This is a genomic window from Streptomyces sp. NBC_00820 (genome assembly GCF_036347055.1).
Lineage (GTDB): Bacteria > Actinomycetota > Actinomycetes > Streptomycetales > Streptomycetaceae > Streptomyces.
The window spans coordinates 245,626-263,454 of the sequence record NZ_CP108882.1 but is presented as its reverse complement, the minus strand read 5'-3'; the positions used below and the strand labels follow the sequence as shown (position 1 = coordinate 263,454).

Sequence of the window (17,829 nt, the reverse complement as noted above, 5' to 3'; positions counted from 1 at the left end):
ACCACGATCCTGGTCGTGGATGACCTGCGGATTCACAGCATCGTGGCGAGAGCCGTTTTTGAGGAAATCGGAGGCGCGGCGGTTTTACGGCTGTCGGCCGGTGGCTTTCGGGGCGGGCGTGGGATGTTCCGTCGGCCGGGGTGCCGTCATGTCGAGCAGGAGCAGGGCGTCGTGGCCGGGAGTTCCGGGCTCGGCGGTGTAGACGCCGATGCGCTGGCCGGGGGTGCCTTCTACGTGCAGGGACTGCGAGGTGAGGGTGACCGTTCCGACCTGGGGGTGCTGGAAGGTCTTGTGGGCGGGTTTGCGGCCGGTCACTTCGTAGCGTTCCCAGAGTCCCGCGAAGTCGGGGCTCTTGAGGAGGAGTTCGCCGACGAGGTTGGTGAGGTCGGGGGCGTCGGGGGCGGTGCCGGCGATGGCGCGCAGGCGGGCGACGCAGGCGGTGATCTGCCGGTCCCAGTCGGTGAAGAGGTCGCGGGCTGCGGGGTGGAGGAAGAGATAGCGGGCGAGGTTGCGGTGCTTGACGGGCCAGTCGTCCAGGCCCGCGTAGAGGGCGAGGCCGCCGGGGTTCCAGGCGAGCAGGTCCATGCTGCGGCTGATGACGTACGCCGGGTTGGGGCGCAGCGATTCGAGCAGCAGCTTGAGGTGGGGGCGCACGGTCCGGCTGGGGGCGGGCGGGGGTTCGGGGGTGTAGCGGGCGGCCCGGGCGGCGAGCTCGCGCAGGTGCTGGTGTTCCTGGTCGTCCATGCGCAGGGCGCGGGCGAGCGCGTCGAGGACTGAGGGGCTGGGGCGGGTCTCCTTGCCGCGTTCCAGGCGCACGTAGTAGTCGATGCTGATGCCGGCGAGGGTGGCCAGCTCCTCGCGGCGCAGGCCGGGGGTGCGTCGGATGCCGGCGCCGACGGTGAGGCCGACGTGTTCGGGGCGGGTCTGGGTACGGCGGGCGCGCAGAAAGCGGCCCAGCTCGACTCCCTCGCTGTTCGCGCTCTCGGATGCCATGACTCCAGTCTCGCCCGCCGGGCACCCGCTGCGCGGGCCGGTGGGGGGCCCTGTCATTACCCCCGAAGAGCCCGCCCTGCCACCCGCGCGCAATCCGGTCCAAGGTGAATGAGCGAGACGCCGGCACCCCGCCGCCCGAACCACAGCAGGCCCGATCTGCCGGGCCGGGCGAGCGCGAGGGGCCGGACTACGACACGAACCGGAGAGAGCGATATGCGGTACATCAAACTGCGTGACCTGGAGGTTTCCCGGATCGGCCTGGGCGCGATGGGAATGTCCCACGGCTACACCGGCTCCGGCACCGATGAGGCGGAGTCGATCAGGACCGTGCACCGGGCGCTGGAGCTGGGGGTCACCCTCATCGACACCGCCGAGATCTACGGCCCCTACACCAACGAGGAACTGCTCGGCCGGGCGCTGAAGGGGCGCCGGGACCAGGTGGTGCTGGCCACGAAGTTCGGCCTGGTCTCCCACGGCGGCGACGGCGCCTGGAACCTGGATTCCGGCCCGGCCAACATCCGCACCGCCGTCGAGGGCTCCCTGAAGCGGCTGGGCACCGACCACATCGACCTTTACTACCAGCACCGGGTGGATCCGAACACGCCGATCGAGGAGACCGCCGGCGCGGTCGCGGAGCTGATCGCCGAGGGCAAGGTGCGCGCCTTCGGTCTCTCTGAGGCCGGCCCGGACACGATCCGCCGCGCCCACGCCGTGCAGCCGGTCACCGCGGTGCAGTCGGAGTACTCCCTGTGGACGCGCGGCATCGAGGAGCGCGTCCTGCCCGTCCTGCGGGAGCTGAACATCGGCCTGGTGCCGTTCTCCCCGCTGGGCCGCGGCTTCCTGACGGGCACCGTCCGCTCCACCGACCAGTTCGACGCCTCCGACTTCCGCCGCGACAACCCGCGCTTCACCGGCGAGAACTTCCGGCGCAACCTCGCGATCGCCGACGAGGTGCAGGCCCTGGCCGCCGAGGTCGGTGCCACGCCCGCGCAGGTGGCGCTGGCCTGGCTGCTCACCCGGGGCGACGACATCGCCCCGATCCCCGGCACCAAGCGGGTCGGCCGCGTCGAGGAGAACACCGCCGCCGACGCCGTCACGCTGACCCGTGAGCAGATCGACAAGCTCAGCAGCCTGCCGCCCGCCGCCGGCGACACCCACACCGAGGCACAGGCTCAGATGCTCGAACGCTGATTCCGCCCCCGGTGCGACAGCCCACCCCCCCGTTTGGAGTAACCCCTCTTATGCGTGCAGCAGTGATGTACGGAGCCGGAGACGTCCGCGTCGAGGAGCGGCCCGACCCGAAGATCGTCAAGCCAACCGACGCCGTGGTACGCACGGTGGCCGCGTGCGTGTGCGGCAGCGACCTGTGGCCCTACCAGTCGATGCCCGCCACTGACACCGGCCGCCCCATGGGGCATGAGTTCCTCGGCGTCGTCGAGGAGACCGGTGCGGACGTGAGCGGGCTCAAGGCGGGCGATCTGGTCGTCGCCCCGTTCACGTACAGCGACAACACGTGCGACTACTGTGCCCGCGGCCTGCACATCTCGTGCCGTAACGGTGGCCGGTACGGCTTCGACGGTGTCGACGGCGGCCAGGGCGAAGCCGTCCGCGTCCCGCATGCGGACGGCACGCTGGTGAAGCTGCCGGTGGCCGCCGACTCCGCGCTGCTTCCGTCCCTGCTGGCGCTGTCGGACGTGATGACCACCGGCCACCACGGCGCGGTCACCGCAGGCGTCGGCCGAGGCGATGCGGTGCTGGTCGTCGGGGACGGTGCGGTCGGCCTGTGCGCGGTGATCGCCGCCAAGCGGCTGGGCGCCGAACGGATCGTCCTCGCCGGCCGCCACGCGGCGCGCACCGGCCTGGGCCGCGAGTTCGGCGCCACCGACGTCGTCGCCGAGCGCGGCGAGGAGGGCATCGCCCGCATCCGCGAGCTGACCGGCGGCGTGCACAAGGTGATCGAGGCCGTCGGCACCCGCCAGGCCCTGGACACCGCCCTGGGCGCGGTCCTGGACGGCGGCACCATCAGCCGCCTGGGCGTCCCGCAGTACGAGCAGGGCCCGATCGGCCCGGCCGAGTTCATGCGCAACATCACCCTCACCGGCGGCGCCGGCCCCGCCCGCGCCTACATCGAACAGCTGTTGCCCGACGTCCTCGACGGCACGATCGCCCCCGGCCGCGTCTTCGACCGGACCTTCACCCTCGACCGGACCCCGGACGCCTACCGGGCCATGGCCGACCGCCAGGTCCTCAAGGCCCTCGTCCGCCCCTGACGTCGCCCCAGAACGAAGGATCACCGCTCATGCAGTTCGTCACCCTCAACAACGGCATCGAGATGCCGCTGCTCGGCTTCGGCGTCTACCAGATCCCCGCCGAGGACACCGAACGCGCAGTCTCCGACGCACTGGCCGCCGGCTACCGGCTGCTGGACACCGCCGCCGCCTACGGCAACGAAGAGGCCGTGGGCCGCGCCATCAAGTCCAGCGGCATCGCCCGCGAGGACCTGTTCGTCACCACCAAACTGTGGGTGCAGGACGCCCCCGCGGAGCAGAACACCCGGCGCGCCTTCGAGACGTCCCTGAACAAGCTGGGCCTGGACCACCTCGACCTGTACCTGATGCACCAGCCCTACGGCGATGTCTACGGCCAGTGGCGCGCCATGGAGGCACTGAACCGCGAGGGGGCGGCGAAGGCGATCGGTGTCGCCAACTTCTACCCCGACCGGCTGATCGACCTGATCGTCAACAACGAGATCACCCCGGCGGTCAATCAGATCGAGACCCACCCCTTCTTCCAGCGCGCCGGCTACCAGGAACTCATGCGCGAGCACGGCGTGCGGATCCAGTCCTGGGGCGGCTTCGCGGAAGGCAGGAACGACCTGTTCACCAACCCGCTGCTGGCCGGCATCGGCAAGGAGTACGGCAAGTCCGTGGCACAGGTCGTGCTGCGCTGGCTCACCCAGCGCGGAGTCATCGCCATCCCCAAGTCCGTTCGCCCCGAACGCATGGCCGAGAACATCGACATCTTCGACTTCCGGCTCACCGACGACCAGATGGCCCGGATCGCCACCCTGGACGCCGGCGGCTCGCTGTTCTTCGACCACCACGACCCCGAGATCGTCACCTGGCTCGCGGGGCGCCGCCTGGACGCCTGACCGCACCCGTCCCAGGCACAGCCGTCGCTCTTTTCGCCGAGAGGCCATCGCCGGCCGGCTGCGACGCATCGGCCGTGCGGTCTCCTGCACGGCCTCTGCGTCCCGTTGCGCCGCCTTCTGCGGAGGAGACCGTTCCTGTGGGTCAGTCGGTGGTGTTCAGGGCGGCGGCGTACTCGTCGGCGGTGACGGGCTCCAGCCATGTGGTGCCGTCTCCGTCGGTGTCTCCGACGACCATGGCGATGTGGGCCATGAAAGTCGTGTCGGTGGCCCCGTGCCAATGCTCCTCACCAGCGGGGCACTTGACGGTCTCTCCGGCGCTGACGCGCACGACGCTGCCGTCACGGGTGCCGACGAGGCCGACGCCGTCGGTGACGTAGAGGGTCTGGCCGTTGGCGTGGGAGTGCCAGTTGGTGCGGGCGCCAGGGGTGAAGCGGACGAGCGCGGCGGCGAGGCGGCCGGGGGAGGTGGGGGACTCGATCATGTTGAGGTGGACGTCGCCGGTGAAGCGTTCGGCCGGGGCCTTCAGTGTGGCCGTCTCGGTGATGTGTTCCATGGTTGTTCTCCTTCGCGGGGTCGGGATACGAGGCGGGGTGCGTCAGGCGCCGCGCTCGTCGGCGATCTTCTTGAGCCGGTTGACGGCGGTCATGGCGTTGGGCCAGCCGGCGTAGAAGGCGAGATGGGTGATGGCCTCGGAGAGTTCCTCGACGGTCAGTCCGTTGTCGAGGGCGACACCCAGGTGGTGTCCGAGCTGCTCACTGCGGTAGAGGGCGGCGAGCGTGCTCACGGTGACCAGGCTCCGGTCGCGAGGGGACAGACCGGGGCGTTTCCAGACGTCGCCGAACAGGACGTCGTTCGTGACCTCGACAAGCTTGGGGGCGATCGCCCTGAGTTCCTCGGGGGCGGACTGCTGGGGCATGGTGGTTCTCTCTTGTTCTACGAGTGCTACGAGTTCTGAGCAGCTGGGGTGCACGGGACGTCGTGGTCACAGCCACAGGCTCTTGGTGGGAGTCGGTCAGGGTGTGAGCAGGGTCTTGATGGCGCGGCGCTCGTCCATGGCCCGGTAGCCCTCGGCGACCTGGTCCAGGGGCAAGGTGAGGTCGAACACCTTGCCCGGGTCGATCCGGCCCGTCAGGACGCGGTCGATCAGGTCGGGCAGGTAGCGGCGCACGGGGGCGGGGCCGCCACGCAGGCCGACCTGGGAGAAGAACAGCTCCTGGCCGTCGATCACGACGTCGTGGGGGACGCCGACGAAGCCGACGTCGCCACCTGGCCGGGCCGAGTGCAGTGCCTGCCGCATGGCCTCCGGGGTGCCGACGCACTCCAGCACCGAGTCGGCGCCGATGCCGTCGGTCAGGTCCTTGACACGGTCGACGCCCTGCTCGCCGCGTTCGGTGACGATGTCGGTGGCGCCGAACTCCAGGGCGAGCTTCTGGCGGGGCTCGTGGCGGCTCATGGCGATGATCCGTTCGGCGCCCATCTCCTTCGCGGCGATGACCGCGCACAGGCCGACTGCCCCGTCGCCGACGACCACGGCGGTGGAGCCGGGCCCGACCTCGGCGGCCTCCGCGGCCCACCAGCCGGTGCCCATGACGTCGGACACGGCCAGCAGGCCGGGCCAGAACCGCTCGTCGGGTGTGTCGTCGAGGGCGACCAGGGTGCCCTGCGCGTTGGGGATGCGCACGTACTCGGCCTGGCAGGTGCTCATGAACTCGCGGTGCAGGCAGTTCGACTGGAAGCCGTTCCGGCAGTTCGCGCACGTGTTGTCGGATGTGGCGAAAGAGCCGATCACGAACTGGCCACGCTTGACCGAGGTGACCGCGGAGCCGACCTCCTCGACGAAGCCGACGTACTCGTGGCCCATCGGGTGCGGCTCGTCCGTGGGCTCCAGACCGCGGTAGGGCCACAGGTCGGAGCCGCACACACAGGTCACGGCCGTACGGATGATCGCATCGGTCGGGTGCAGGAGCTTCGGGTCGTCCAGGGTCTCGAAGCGGATGTCGCCGGGGGCGTGGATGACTGCGCCGCGCATGAGAAGGGTTCCTTTCCGAGGCGTGCCGGCGGAAACCGGCCGTCGCCGAGTGCAGAGAAAGGTGGCTGACCGCCCGACCGGCTCGCAAAGCCCGGGCGGAGAGCACCACGTCATCCAGGTAACCCGCTCCCGGCGCACGTAGCGAGACACCGTCAAAGGGTGTACTGCCAGTACATCCCTACGGCCGCCGGCGGGACGTACCGTCGAAGGCGTGGACAACCGAGCGGAGGTCCGCGAGTTTCTCACCTCGCGGCGAGCGAAGATCACCCCCAAGCTGGCGGGCCTGCCCACCGGCAGCCGTCGGCGCGTGCCCGGCCTGCGCAGGAGCGAGGTCGCCGCGCTGGCCGACATGAGCGTGGAGTACTACTCCAAGCTGGAGCGCGGCAACCTCGCCGGCGTCTCCCCGGCTGTCCTCGAATCCGTCGCCCGCGTTCTGCAGCTCGACGACGCCGAACGCGCCCACCTGCTGAACCTGGCACGGACAGCGGACGGCTCCGACGCCCTCACCCGACCCCGCCGCCGAGCCACCCCCCAGTGGACGGCCCACCGAAGCCTGCAATGGACCCTGGACGCCATCACCGCCGGCCCGGCCTTCGTCCGCAACGGCCGCATGGACATCCTCGCCGCCAACCAGCTCGCCCGAGCCTTGTACGCCGACGTCTACGCCGCGCCCCACAACCAAGCGAACCTGGCTCGCTTCAACTTCCTCGATCCGGCCTCCCGACGCTTCTACCCCGACTGGGACAAGGCCGCTGACGTCGCCGTCGCCATCCTGCGCACCGAAGCCGGCCGCAACCCCCACGACAAGGATCTCCACGACCTGGTCGGCGAGCTCTCGACCCGAAGCGACGACTTCCGCACGCGCTGGGGCGCCCACGACGTCCGCCACCATGGCACCGGCACCAAACGCTTCCACCATCACGCGGTCGGCGACCTCGCCCTCGCCTACGAAGGACTGGAGATGGCCGCCGAACCCGGCCTCACCCTCACCATCTACACCGCCGAACCCGGATCGCCCTCCGAGGAAGGACTGCGACTCCTCGCGACCTGGTTCGCCACCCAGGACGCCGACGCCACAGAACCCTCCACAACAAGCTGACGGCGGCTTGCGGAAGCAAGCGTGCCTGACACGGACGGGTGTGTGACGATCCCTTCCGCCTGGGGCGGCCCGGACAGGACCCGGCGGGGCGCAGGCGGACGCCGTTTTTGAGCGGTGCCGGACGTATGCCGTGGTGGTGCCCAACGCTTGGGCGAGGCGGGCGACGGAGAAGTCACCGACGGGTACGGCCTGGTGGAGGAAGCCTGGTGGGGGAGGGGAACGGTGGTGACCCCAGGGGCACCCGCACCCGCACCCGCTGTCGGCGCGCGGCGGGCCGCACGCCGGGTGGTGCTGTCGTTCAGGCCTGGACGGCGGGCTTGAGGACTTCCGTACTCCACTGGCGGAAGCTGGTGGGGGCGGGCGTGGCCCGCGCGTGCTCGGCGTCGTAGATGTCGTCGCTCTGGGCGGTAGCCATGTCGACCAGGCTCTGCGCGAACGGCTCGCTCATCCCGTACTGGAGCATCGTCGCCTTGTGTGTGTCGGCGCCGACCTGCTGGAAGCGGACCGGACGTCCCAGGACTTCGGACAGGACCTCCGCCATGGTGTCGGGCGAAAGGGAGTCGGGGCTGATCACCGGGACGGTGTCCTGCCCGGACCACGAGTCGTCCGCCAGGAGCCGGGCGGCAGCCGCGGCGATGTCGCGGGTGGCGACCAGCGCCAGCGGCCGGTCGGCCGCGTTGGGCATGAAGAACATGCCCTGCGTCGTGATCGCCTGGGCCTGCTGGAGGAGGTTCTCCATGAAGAACGGCATGGCCAGCGCCCGGTAGCCGACCCCGGTGGACTCGATCATGTCGTCCATCGCGAACGCGTCCGACAGCTGTCCGGCGGGCTTCTTGTAGGCGCGGCCCAGGCTGGTGACGCCCACGACCCGCTTCACGCCTTGGGCTGTGATGGCTTCGCAGGCCGCGCGGGTGAAGCCGAGGTAGTGCTCCCGGTTGTCGTCGGTGCCCGAGTTCGGGGGGACCAGCCACAGGACGCTGTCGGCGCCCTTGAAGGCCTCGGCGAGGACCTGCGGGTCGCTGTGGGAGCCCTGGACGATCTCCGCCTGCTCGCGGGTGCGCGGGGTGAGCCGTGAGGGGTCGCGGGCGATGACCCGGACGGGGTGGCCGCCGTCGAGGAGGAGGTCGAGGGTCTGCCGGCCGATCTGGCCGGTGGGGGCGGTGATGACGATCATGAGGTGCTCCGGTCGTTGTCGGCGAGGGCGACGCGGTCGAGCCACTCCTCGAGGAGGGTGCGTTCGTTGTCGGTCAGCGCGCTGCTCTGGGAGAGCACGGCGCGCAGCGAGACGGCGGCGGTGACGGGGCCGGGGTCCGCGGCCTGGGGGGTGTCGTTGGTGATCGCGGCGATCACGGCCTCCCGTCCGGCGGTGCTCAGGGACGGGTGGCGCTCTTCCGGGGGGCGGGAGAGGAGTTCCAGTGCGACCCCGCGGCCGCCGGCGTGCACCAGCTGGGTCGCGAGGGCCTCGTCGACCCGCAGGCGGCCGGCCGCGGCGATCTGGTGGATGGCGTCGGCCAGGATCTTCTCTGCGATCTCCGCCGCCTCGACCCGCACCCCCGGGCGCGGCTCGCCGTAGATGAGTGCGTACAGCGCAGGGTTCTCCAGGGCGAAGGAGATGTTCACCTCCCAGCCCGCGCGCAGGAAGTCCACGGGGTCGCCGTCCGCCTCCAGCGCCCGCTTCTGTGGGATGTGCGCGGCGAAGCCGTGGGCGGCCACCGCGTCGAGCAGCCCCTGTTTGTCTCCGAAGAGGCGGTAGATCGTCGGTGCCTGCACGTGTGCGGCGGTGGCGACCGCCCGGGTCGAGATCCCGTCGCGTCCCTCCTCGTTCAGGAGGGCGAGAGTGGCGGCGATGATGCGCTCACGGCTGTCCGCCGCCGAGAATCGCTCCTTTGTCATGATTCAACGCTAACATTATTTTATTATCGTCGATAACCGAGGGTGGGGTGGCGGCCGCGAAGTGCCCCACCCGGTGGTTCGCCTTTGTCCCCAGCGCTCTGCGTTCCGCGAGGAACTGGAGATCTGCGTCCCGTCGCTCGCGGCCACGGCCGCGCGTGGAAGCAGCAACCGGCTCTGGCGATCGTGTGCAGGCCCCGGGCCCCGCCTGAGCGACCGGTCTGGAACGGATACGTCAGGACGCCGACCGTCCGAAAGGCCTTCTCTGGCTGCTCCGTCGACGCAGGTCCACATTGCTCTACGGGGCAATGGGCCCTTCCCCTTGCCTGGGTGCGCGGACAGGACGTAGCGGGTGGCGGAGAGGTTCGACGGGCCGGAGAGCTCCACCAGCCGGACGGGGTCGGCACTGTGGCGCGCCTCGTCGACGACGCAAGGTTCGCGCCCATCAGCCTGTCGGCGGTGCGGCGGCGGGGCTCAACGGTGGGACCGGTGCCGCTGGAGCCGGTCGGCGGCGAGGAGGATCTCGTCGATCGCGCCGAACGGCGTGAACACCCAGAACCGGGCGATGAGTTGTCCTTCGTGGTGCACGAACAGCAGCTCGTCCTCGACGACGAGGCGGAGGCCGGCCCACGGGTGGCTCCAGCGCAGAACGTCGTTGTCCCAGTGCTGGAGGCCGAGGTTGGTCGTCCGGAGCGTCAGGGGCGACTCCTCGCGCTCCGGAGAACTCTTCGGCCGGTCGTCGGGGAGGAACACCTTGTACTGGGTGAGCGTGTACTCGCCCGTCGCGAGCCCCTCGTCCCGGATGGCGGCCACCCGGCCCGTCTCGGCGCCTTTGCGGGCCTGCTTGACACTGAACAGGGCGGTGAACACCACGAGCGCCCCCAGTCCCCACGAGACCCCGAACAACCCCGAGGCGTCCTCGTACAGCCCCAGCGCCGGGGGCACCACGGTGGCCAGACTCGCAGCGGCATACGACCTCATCTGCCGCCGCACCCGCCGCCGAACCGCATCCACGTCCGCCCCGCCGACCGTCCCACCAGCCATCACACGTCCCCCTGATTCACTCTCCGCGCCATGACGGGGGACGGTCATTCACCTGGCGGGGGTTGCACGCGCCGGGCGATCTCGGACGCCCGCGGCAGGCGCCGTCGTGCGGACCCGGAAACGGCGAAGGGGTTCAACTCCCGGTGCAGCAGCTGTTCTTTGGCCGGGTCGATCGGTTCCTGTCGAATCACGCATGACTGCCGACGACTTGAGAGCATGGGCGTACAGGAATGCCTGGACCTGGAGAGGTTCGTATGTCTGAGGACTCGAGTGCGGGAACATCGCCGCAGGCCGATGCGGACGCAAGGCGGGAACCACAGCCCGGGACGGGTTCAGCGACGCAGCCCTGGGCGCCGTTACGGGACCGCACCCACTGGGCGACGCTCGTGATTCTGCCGCTGCTGGGGGCCATGGGGTTCTGGGCAGTTCAAGGAATATGGGGATGGGCCTGGGACAAGATCTCCGGGCCGCCCGGGCTGACGGCGTACACCCCGGGTCCTACCCCCTGCGCACCCGTCACACTTCCTCTTGTGCTGCAGGCGAAGACCGACCAGGCCGTCATGGTCACCGGGATCAAGGTGAAGGTCCTGTCCGATGTGCCTCTCCCGAAGGATGGACAGAAGCCTTCTCCGGCAACCTGCACAGGTACGGCACATGAGCCCATGTTTGACGTGAATCTGACGCAAAGCCCTGTCCCTGTTGTGCCAACGGCCAAAAAGGCCGAATCCAACCGAACGGACTTCCCCTTCACTGTTTCCGCTGACGCTCCGAAACAGCTGAGTCTCAGGATCAATCCCGGAAAGGGCGATGTCCGATTCGCGCTGAAGGTCGAGTGGGTTGCCGGCGGCGAGTACGGCAGTGCAACGCTCGGCAACGACCGTGATCCCCGCACAGAAGGCAGCGGTTACCACGTAGCAGGGTAGGCGGCCGTGATGCTGTCCGTAGGGGTAACGACACCTTGTGCACGGTCGGCTGTGTCACGCCGAAGGCACGCCTGGCCGCCCGGCCTCCGTCCCCTCCTCCAACGACATCGCGGCATCCGCCCACCGGGCTGCGCTGGACCGGATTCCCGCCCGAGTTGCACATCTCAGCGGGCCCGGCAGGCCAATATGCCGGGTGATCGACTCCGGCGCACCTGCGCGGAGTCGTTCACGCGGGGGCAGTTGGCGACCTGCGCCGGGGGGCGTCGGCGCACTGGCCCGCAGGTCGCACCGTGCCATAACCGCAACTTTGGGCATCGACAAAAACCAGGTCTTGGACTTCTGGCCGTGGGGTCACGAGCATGAACCGCGCAACGACCTCCGCGTGGCTGCCGAGAAGCTGACCGAACGCACCCGCAGCGCCCTCTTCTGCTACGCGAGTTCACCAAGCGGAAGGGACACACATGGAAAAGAAATGGTGGACGCTGCTGGGAGTGTGCGGCGGGACCTTCATGCTCCTGCTGGACACCACCATCGTGTACGTCGTCATGCCCGATGTGCAGCACGACCTGGCGGCCGGCTTCTCCGACCTGCAGTGGGTGATCGACGGATACGCTCTGACGCTCGCCTCACTGCTGCTGAGCAGCGGCACGCTCGCCGACCGGTTCGGCCGCAAGCGCCTCTACGCGACCGGTGTGGGGCTGTTCACCATGGCCTCCCTGCTGTGCGGTGCGGCCCAGTCGCCACTGATGCTGATCCTGTCCCGGGTGCTGCAGGGTGTCGGCGGCGCGGTGATGTTCGCGACCGGTCTCGCCCTGATCGCGGGGAGCTTCCAGGGCAAGGAGCGCGGCACGGCGTTCGGCGTGTGGGGCATGGTCACCGGCCTCGCCTCCGCGATCGGACCGGTTGCGGGCGGATTGATCTCCAGCGGCTTCAGCTGGCGGGGCATCTTCCTCATCAACGTCCCGATCGGCATCCTCGTGTTCCTGATCACCGCGCTGCGCGTCGACGAGACCAAGTCGATGTTCGCCCGCCGCTTGGACTGGCCCGGCTTCGTCCTGCTCTCCGGCGGCCTCGCCACCCTCGTCTACGGCCTCATCCGCGCGGGTGAGACCGAGTGGAGCAACCCGGGCGCGGTGACCGGTCTGACCGTCGGCGGCGTCCTGCTGCTCCTGTTCCTCATCGTCGAGGCCAAGTCCGAGCAGCCGATGTTCGACCTCAAGCTGTTCCGCATTCCCACGTTCGTCGGCGGGTCCATCGCCGCCCTCGCGATGAACGGCTCACTGTTCGCGATGTTCCTGTTCCTGGCGGTCTACTTCCAGGACGCCCTGGGGTACTCCTCTCTCGAGACCGGCCTCCGGCTGCTCACCGCCTCCCTGCCGATGCTGGCCGCGTCCCTGATCGCGGGCCGGCTGAGCACCAGGATCCCGGCCCGCTACCTCATCGGAGTGGGTCTGCTCGTGGTCGGTGCCGCTCTGCTGCTGATGGGCGGGGCGACCGAGTCGACCGGGTGGGAGCACTTCATCCCCGGCCTCGCACTGGGCGGCATCGGCGCCGGCATGGTGAATCCGCCGCTCGCCTCCACCGCGGTCGGCGTCGTGGACTTCTCCCGCTCCGGCATGGCGTCGGGGGTGAACGGCACCTTCCGTCAGCTCGGGGTGAGCGGAGGCGTCGCGGTCCTCGGTTCCGTCTTCTCCGTCGTCATCGGCGACAGGATCCGCGACGGGCTGCGCGGAGTCCCCGGGTCGGCGGGCCGCGGCGATCAGCTCGCCGCACTGGTACGCGGTGGTGAGAGCGGACAGGCCGTGCGGCTCGTCCCGGAGCAGTACCGCGCCGACGTCGCCCACGTCGCCAAGGCTGGTTTGGCGGACGGCCTCAACACCCTGCTCCACATCTCGGCCGGCGTGGCCCTGGTCGGCGGCATGCTCTCCCTGCTGCTGATCCGCGCGGCCGACTTCCAGGCCGCCCAGCAGCCGAAGGCTCCGGCCGGGGAGACTCCCGGCCGGTCGCCGGCGGCCACGCAAGGCTGAGGAGCGGCCACCTCGTGACGGCCTCGGTGGCGCACGGCCCCCGGGCAGAGCTGACCGGACATGACAGGACGAGGCACGCGAAGGCGTCGGCGTCGGCGCCTCCTCTTCGTACGATCCCGCGGACCGGATATCCGGCCAGTGCCGTACCGCTTGTGCTGTGTCCGCATAGGTTCGCCGGGTCAGCGGTTGGAGCAGTTGGAGGAGCGGCAGACATCCGTGCCGAACGCTGGAGGTCTTGGTGGCCCATCCCTGTACGCGGTACGCAGACTGACCGATGCGGCTACGATCCACGGCGTGGGGCATAACGGGTGGCGAGCACTGATCGGCGCGGCGGGGGCGAGTGCCTTGTGCTGGGGAGTGGCCGGGACGGTGCATCTGGGGTTGGTGCACCACAACAATGGGCGGCGCCGTGGCGGTTGGAGCCTTCCCGACGGTGGAGGGTTCTACGAGTTCGCGTTCGTGGCAGGAGCCATCGTGACGTTGTACTGGGTTCCCGGGTTGCTTCGCCGCAAGGAGTGGTGGCCGGCGCTGAGTCTCAGCCTCGGAACTGTGGTGGGTGCGGTTTCGGTACTCGGCCTGGGACAGGAACCGCGGCATTGGGTCACCGCGGTGGTCATGGTTGCTCTCGGGGTTACGGCACCCTTGGTGAGTCTGCGATGGGGGCGTCAACGACCTGGTGCTGTGACCGCGTAGGTTCGCCAGGTTGGTCAGCGCGCGGCTTTGAGGGGGCGTCTGCCCCAGCGGATGCCTTTCTCGTGGTTAGGGCGTCCGCTATCGGCCGCACCGAGGCGAGTTGAACTGGCCCCACCTTGGGTCTTGCGGTGGAACGGTGTTTGTGGTGCGCCGAGGGTGGGTGCTGTGGATGTCCTTGTCCAAGCAGGAGTTGTTTGACCGGATCCGCCGGGACAGCTGGCAACAGCAGGTGTCGATCCGGGCCTTGTCGCGGAAGGACGGCGTACACCGGCGGCTGGTGCGGGAAGCTCTGGCCCTGCCGGTGCCGGTGCCGAAGCCACGCAAGCAGCCGGCGCGAACATCGCCGCGGATGGAGCCGTACAAGAAGACGGTCGACGACTGGCTCCGCGCCGACTTGGAGGCGCCGCGCAAGCCGTGGCAGATCGTCGGCCGGCACGGCACGCCGCTTGCGGTCACGTTGACAGGCGGCAACCGCCACGACGTCACCCAGCTCCTGCCGCTACTGGACGTCACCCCACCGATCCGCGGCCTGCGCGGACGCCCGCGACGACGACCCCGCAGACTCTTCGCCGACCGGGGTTACGACTACGACAAGTACCGCCGCATCCTCCGCCGCCGCGGTATCACGCCGAGGATCGCCCGCCGCGGCCTGGCCCACGGCTCCGGACTCGGCAAGACCCGCTGGGTGGTCGAGCGGACCTTCGCCTGGCTCCACCAGTTCAAGCGGCTCCGCATCCGCTACGAGATCCGCGCCGACCTCCACCAAGGTCTGCTCCAACTCGCATGCAGCATCATCTGCCTGCGACAACTCAAGGCCTCATGCTGAAATGATCAGTAAGCAGCCGTGATCGCGGCGAGCAGTCCCTCAGCCGCGTCGAAGGCGATCGCCCCGTCGAGCGGGTTGGAGTAGATGCGCGACCAGGTGATCAGTCCGTCCCGGATGCGGGCGAACATCACCATGTCGAAGGCGAACTGCTTCCCGGTGGCCAGGACGCGGCCGTGGAGGCGGTAGTCGGCCACGACGAGTTCGGGATCGGTCGTCTCGTGCACCTGGACGCGGTCCATGGCCGTGAACTTCTGCAGCTTCGCCCTTCTTGCAGGTGGCCCCGGAAGGCGTCTCGTCCCGGCTCCTGCACGGGTGCGCCCGGCGGCAGGTAGGGCATCTCGAAGACGGCGTCCGCGGTGAACAGGTCTGCCATCCCCTCGCTGGGGCCGTCGGCGGTCAGACGGAGGAAATGCTGGAGGACTTCACGCGGTGCTGCAGTGGTCATGGGGCACTCCTCTCGACGTAACCGGGGCGATGGCCCCGTTTACGTGATTGAATATACGGGGCGCAGGCCCCGGTTATCAATACTCCAAACCCCCGTCCCTGGAGGGCACTTGACCACCGAGCGACAGCGCCCCTTGCGTGCCGACGCGCGCCGCAACCGAGAGCGCATCCTGCAGACCGCCCGTACAGCCTTCGCCGCCGAGGGCCTCGCGGTCCCGCTGGACGAAATCGCCCGGCGGGCCGGGGTCGGATCGGGCACCGTCCACCGCCACTTCCCCACCAAGGAGGTGCTGTTCGAGGCCGTCGTGCGCGAGCACCTGGAGCAGCTGACGCTCGATGCCCGCGCCACCTTGGCCGAGGCGGAGGCCGGGCCGGCGTTCTTCGCCTTCCTCGCCCGGATGACCGCCGAGGCATATGCGAAGCAGGACCTGACCGAGGCCATCACGGCGGCGGGCGGCCCCATGGGCGTCGAGGCCGAGGGGCTGGCGGCACAGCTGCGCGAGTTGTTCGGCGCGCTCCTCTCCCGCGCCCAGCGGACCGGGGCAGTGCGCGACGACGTGGGCGCAGCAGACGTGCAGGCCATCGTCGTAGCCGCACTGACGGCCAGCCGCCGGCGCGGCACGAGTGAGAGGCCCGGGAGGCTGGCAGAGGTTGTTTTCGACTGCCTGCTCCCACGCCACACCGATGCCGACGGGAATACAGCGTGACGCACTCGCTCGACGGAGGCCGGAGATCACCGCACGCTGAAACTCGATCAGGCGCTCGCCCCGCACCTCTGTCAGCGGTGGTCCCAGATCAAGCTACCCACCGGGGCCACCGCACAACGCCCGATCTTCACGGATCATCCGCGAACCGGGGCCAGTTCAACTCGCCTCGGCGGGGCCGGTAGCGGACGGCCTGGCTGTTGCAGGACGTGACGTTCATGACGGCGGCGTGGGCACCGTTCGGGGCTGCGAACTCCAGCGGTGCGGCTCAAGCTTCGCGGACGAAGGTCGCACAGTCCGGACAGTCGTCGAGGTATCGGTGCCGGCACTCAACGGTGTGTTGCAGGAAGGTGATTGCCTGCTGCCTGTGGACGACTTCATCTTCGAGTGCCGCGATCTTCGCCCTCACGACGGCCTGTGCCGCCGACTTCGTCGGCGACATGGCGGAGGTGACTTCGGGCAATGAGAGCCCAACGCGTCGCAGTTTCAGCACGGTACGTGCCTGTTCCAGCGCGCTGTCGTCATAGATGCGGTAGCCGTTGCGATCGCGACGCACGGTGAGGGCACCAACGTTTTCCCAGTGCCGCAGCACGTGAGCCTCAACGCCGAGCTCTGCGGCTACTTCCCCGATCGTCTTCACCGCACGCTCCTTGCCTTCATGTCGACCTGAACCCATAGCGTCTCGATCATGCCTGATACCACCGACCCCACAAGCTCCCCGTGCCGTCCATCTATCCTGGTCACCGGAGCGACTGGCAATCTCGGCCGAGAGATTGTTGACCGTCTCCAAGCACACGGCGCGCGCGTACGATGCCTGGTGCGCGATCAGGCCGGCCCGCGACCAGGAGTCGAGTGGGTGGTCGGTGACCTCACGGACCCCGGTGCCATGCGCGAGGCGCTCGTGGACATCGACGCGGTCTTTCTGATCTGGCCACTGCTCGATTCCGCCCCTGCCCACGACCTGATCGCAGAACTCACTGCGGCGGCGCCGCGTGTCGTCTACCTGTCCTCGACCGCCATAGACGACGAAGCCGCTGGTCAGAGTGATCCCATCGTTCAAGTGCACGCGGATATGGAATCCCTGCTCCACGATGCCGGTCTGAGACCCGTGGTGCTGCGTAGCGACACGCTGGCCTCCAACGCACGTGGCTGGGTGCAACAGTTGCGGTCGGGTGATGTCGTCTCAGGCCCAGAGGTGGCGCGCACAGCCGTCGTCGACGAGCGCGATGTCGCTGATGCGGCCGTAGCTGTATTGCTCGCACACCACGATCACCTGGACCACGGCCCACACATGTTGACCGGACCCGAGGTACTCAGCCGCGCCGACCAGATCGCTCACCTCGGTGCTGCGCTCCGACGCGATCTGCGATTCCAGGCACTCCCCGCTGATCTCGCGCGTTCACGGATGCTCGCAGACGGTCGTCCCGAGCCACTTGCGGAGGCGCTTGTCGCCGCTGCGGTGTGGCGACCAGAGTCCAACCGCACCACCGATCATGTTGAGCGCCTCGCCGGCCGACCGGCCAGCACCTTCGCGAGGTGGGCCATCGACCACGCGGCCGAGTTCAACTGACGATAACCGCGGGACGCCCCACCAGACCATGACGCACGTGCTCGATGACCTGCATGGAGTCCTTGGGGCGGCAATCGTCGTTCAATTTCCGGCAGGAAGGCGTCCATGACGCACGCCAACGCTCCGCTGTCCATCGAAGGGTGCCGACGCCTGGTCGAGCGCTGCCAGACTCGGCCGATCGCACACGTCGCCGCCGAAATGGGGATATCCCGTGCGTGTGCGTCGAAGTGGGTCAACCGCTGGCGGCGTCACGGTGAGGCTGGCCTGCAAGACCGGCCGTCGACCCCGCGCCGGAATCCGAACGCGTCGCCCGCGTAGGTGATCGACAAGATCGAGATCTGGCGGCGCGAGCACAAGTGGTCCACGCAACGGATCACCCACGAGTTGGCCGACATCGGCTTCACCATCAACCGCCGCGCAGCTACGCGATCATCGG

Annotated in this window: 17 protein-coding genes and 2 pseudogenes; 10 read left to right on the top strand and 9 right to left on the bottom strand. The window is 69.2% G+C overall.

Annotated elements, in window-relative coordinates:
• Positions 1-84 precede the first annotated feature (84 nt).
• Positions 85-993, bottom strand: coding sequence for a helix-turn-helix transcriptional regulator (locus OIB37_RS01255; RefSeq protein ID WP_330455614.1), 909 nt, complete (start codon positions 991-993; stop codon positions 85-87).
• Positions 994-1,206: 213 nt separating this feature from the next.
• Between OIB37_RS01255 and OIB37_RS01250 the strand changes: the two genes are divergently transcribed.
• Genes OIB37_RS01250 through OIB37_RS01240 form a run of 3 tightly spaced genes read left to right on the top strand, consistent with a single transcriptional unit; the run spans position 1,207 to position 4,144 of the window.
• On the top strand, positions 1,207-2,184 hold the full coding sequence (locus OIB37_RS01250; RefSeq protein WP_330455613.1) for an aldo/keto reductase: 978 nt from the start codon (positions 1,207-1,209) through the stop codon (positions 2,182-2,184).
• A 50-nt stretch (positions 2,185-2,234) separates the two neighbouring features.
• Positions 2,235-3,263: a zinc-binding dehydrogenase gene (locus OIB37_RS01245; RefSeq protein WP_330455612.1), complete on the top strand. Its 1,029-nt coding sequence runs from the start codon at positions 2,235-2,237 to the stop codon at positions 3,261-3,263.
• Between the two features lie 29 nt (positions 3,264-3,292).
• Positions 3,293-4,144 carry an aldo/keto reductase gene (locus OIB37_RS01240; protein WP_330455611.1) on the top strand — a complete coding sequence of 284 codons (852 nt, stop codon included), beginning with the start codon at positions 3,293-3,295 and terminating at the stop codon, positions 4,142-4,144.
• A 142-nt stretch (positions 4,145-4,286) separates the two neighbouring features.
• Here the strand turns inward: OIB37_RS01240 and OIB37_RS01235 are convergent, their stop codons facing one another.
• The 3 genes from OIB37_RS01235 to OIB37_RS01225 form a co-directional block, all read right to left on the bottom strand.
• A complete protein-coding gene (locus OIB37_RS01235) occupies positions 4,287-4,697 on the bottom strand; it encodes a (R)-mandelonitrile lyase (RefSeq protein WP_330455610.1) in 411 nt (136 codons plus the stop codon).
• Positions 4,698-4,739: 42 nt separating this feature from the next.
• Positions 4,740-5,060: a carboxymuconolactone decarboxylase family protein gene (locus OIB37_RS01230; RefSeq protein ID WP_330455609.1), complete on the bottom strand. Its 321-nt coding sequence runs from the start codon at positions 5,058-5,060 to the stop codon at positions 4,740-4,742.
• Between the two features lie 96 nt (positions 5,061-5,156).
• Entirely contained in the window at positions 5,157-6,173 is a 1,017-nt protein-coding gene (locus tag OIB37_RS01225; protein WP_330455608.1) for a zinc-dependent alcohol dehydrogenase family protein, read from the bottom strand.
• A 211-nt stretch (positions 6,174-6,384) separates the two neighbouring features.
• Between OIB37_RS01225 and OIB37_RS01220 the strand changes: the two genes are divergently transcribed.
• Positions 6,385-7,272, top strand: a complete 888-nt coding sequence (locus tag OIB37_RS01220; RefSeq protein WP_330455607.1) for a helix-turn-helix transcriptional regulator — start codon at positions 6,385-6,387, stop codon at positions 7,270-7,272.
• A 298-nt stretch (positions 7,273-7,570) separates the two neighbouring features.
• Here the strand turns inward: OIB37_RS01220 and OIB37_RS01215 are convergent, their stop codons facing one another.
• From OIB37_RS01215 to OIB37_RS01205, 3 genes are all read right to left on the bottom strand, one after another.
• A complete protein-coding gene (locus OIB37_RS01215) occupies positions 7,571-8,446 on the bottom strand; it encodes an NmrA family NAD(P)-binding protein (RefSeq protein ID WP_330455606.1) in 876 nt (291 codons plus the stop codon).
• The gene (locus tag OIB37_RS01210) at positions 8,443-9,165 is read right to left on the bottom strand and encodes a TetR/AcrR family transcriptional regulator (protein WP_330455605.1); all 723 of its coding nucleotides are present in this window, start codon (positions 9,163-9,165) and stop codon (positions 8,443-8,445) included. The genes OIB37_RS01215 and OIB37_RS01210 overlap by 4 nt, the downstream gene beginning before the upstream one ends.
• 471 nt (positions 9,166-9,636) lie before the next feature.
• Positions 9,637-10,143: a hypothetical protein gene (locus tag OIB37_RS01205; protein WP_330455604.1), complete on the bottom strand. Its 507-nt coding sequence runs from the start codon at positions 10,141-10,143 to the stop codon at positions 9,637-9,639.
• Positions 10,144-10,736: 593 nt separating this feature from the next.
• Here OIB37_RS01205 and OIB37_RS01200 point away from each other — a divergent pair.
• The 3 genes and pseudogenes from OIB37_RS01200 to OIB37_RS01190 form a co-directional block, all read left to right on the top strand.
• The gene (locus OIB37_RS01200; protein ID WP_330455603.1) at positions 10,737-11,129 is read left to right on the top strand and encodes a hypothetical protein; all 393 of its coding nucleotides are present in this window, start codon (positions 10,737-10,739) and stop codon (positions 11,127-11,129) included.
• 461 nt (positions 11,130-11,590) lie between these two features.
• A complete protein-coding gene (locus tag OIB37_RS01195; protein WP_330455602.1) occupies positions 11,591-13,156 on the top strand; it encodes an MFS transporter in 1,566 nt (521 codons plus the stop codon).
• Between the two features lie 1,114 nt (positions 13,157-14,270).
• Positions 14,271-14,675, top strand: a pseudogene (locus OIB37_RS01190) (IS5 family transposase); the annotation flags it as partial.
• A gap of 5 nt (positions 14,676-14,680) precedes the next feature.
• Here the strand turns inward: OIB37_RS01190 and OIB37_RS01185 are convergent.
• Positions 14,681-14,914, bottom strand: coding sequence for a nuclear transport factor 2 family protein (locus tag OIB37_RS01185; RefSeq protein WP_330455601.1), 234 nt, complete (start codon positions 14,912-14,914; stop codon positions 14,681-14,683).
• A 315-nt stretch (positions 14,915-15,229) separates the two neighbouring features.
• On the opposite strand from OIB37_RS01185, the gene OIB37_RS01180 reads away from it, so the two are divergent.
• Positions 15,230-15,826, top strand: a complete 597-nt coding sequence (locus tag OIB37_RS01180; RefSeq protein WP_330455600.1) for a TetR/AcrR family transcriptional regulator — start codon at positions 15,230-15,232, stop codon at positions 15,824-15,826.
• Positions 15,827-16,091: 265 nt separating this feature from the next.
• Here OIB37_RS01180 and OIB37_RS01175 read toward each other — a convergent pair whose 3' ends face one another.
• Positions 16,092-16,463, bottom strand: a complete 372-nt coding sequence (locus tag OIB37_RS01175) for a MerR family transcriptional regulator (RefSeq protein WP_330455599.1) — start codon at positions 16,461-16,463, stop codon at positions 16,092-16,094.
• Between the two features lie 48 nt (positions 16,464-16,511).
• Between OIB37_RS01175 and OIB37_RS01170 the strand changes: the two genes are divergently transcribed.
• Together OIB37_RS01170 and OIB37_RS36205 are read left to right on the top strand one after the other, a co-directional pair.
• Positions 16,512-17,393: an SDR family oxidoreductase gene (locus OIB37_RS01170; protein WP_330455598.1), complete on the top strand. Its 882-nt coding sequence runs from the start codon at positions 16,512-16,514 to the stop codon at positions 17,391-17,393.
• Positions 17,394-17,498: 105 nt separating this feature from the next.
• A pseudogene (locus OIB37_RS36205) lies at positions 17,499-17,822 on the top strand (helix-turn-helix domain-containing protein); the annotation flags it as partial.
• Between the last annotated feature and the right edge of the window lie 7 nt (positions 17,823-17,829).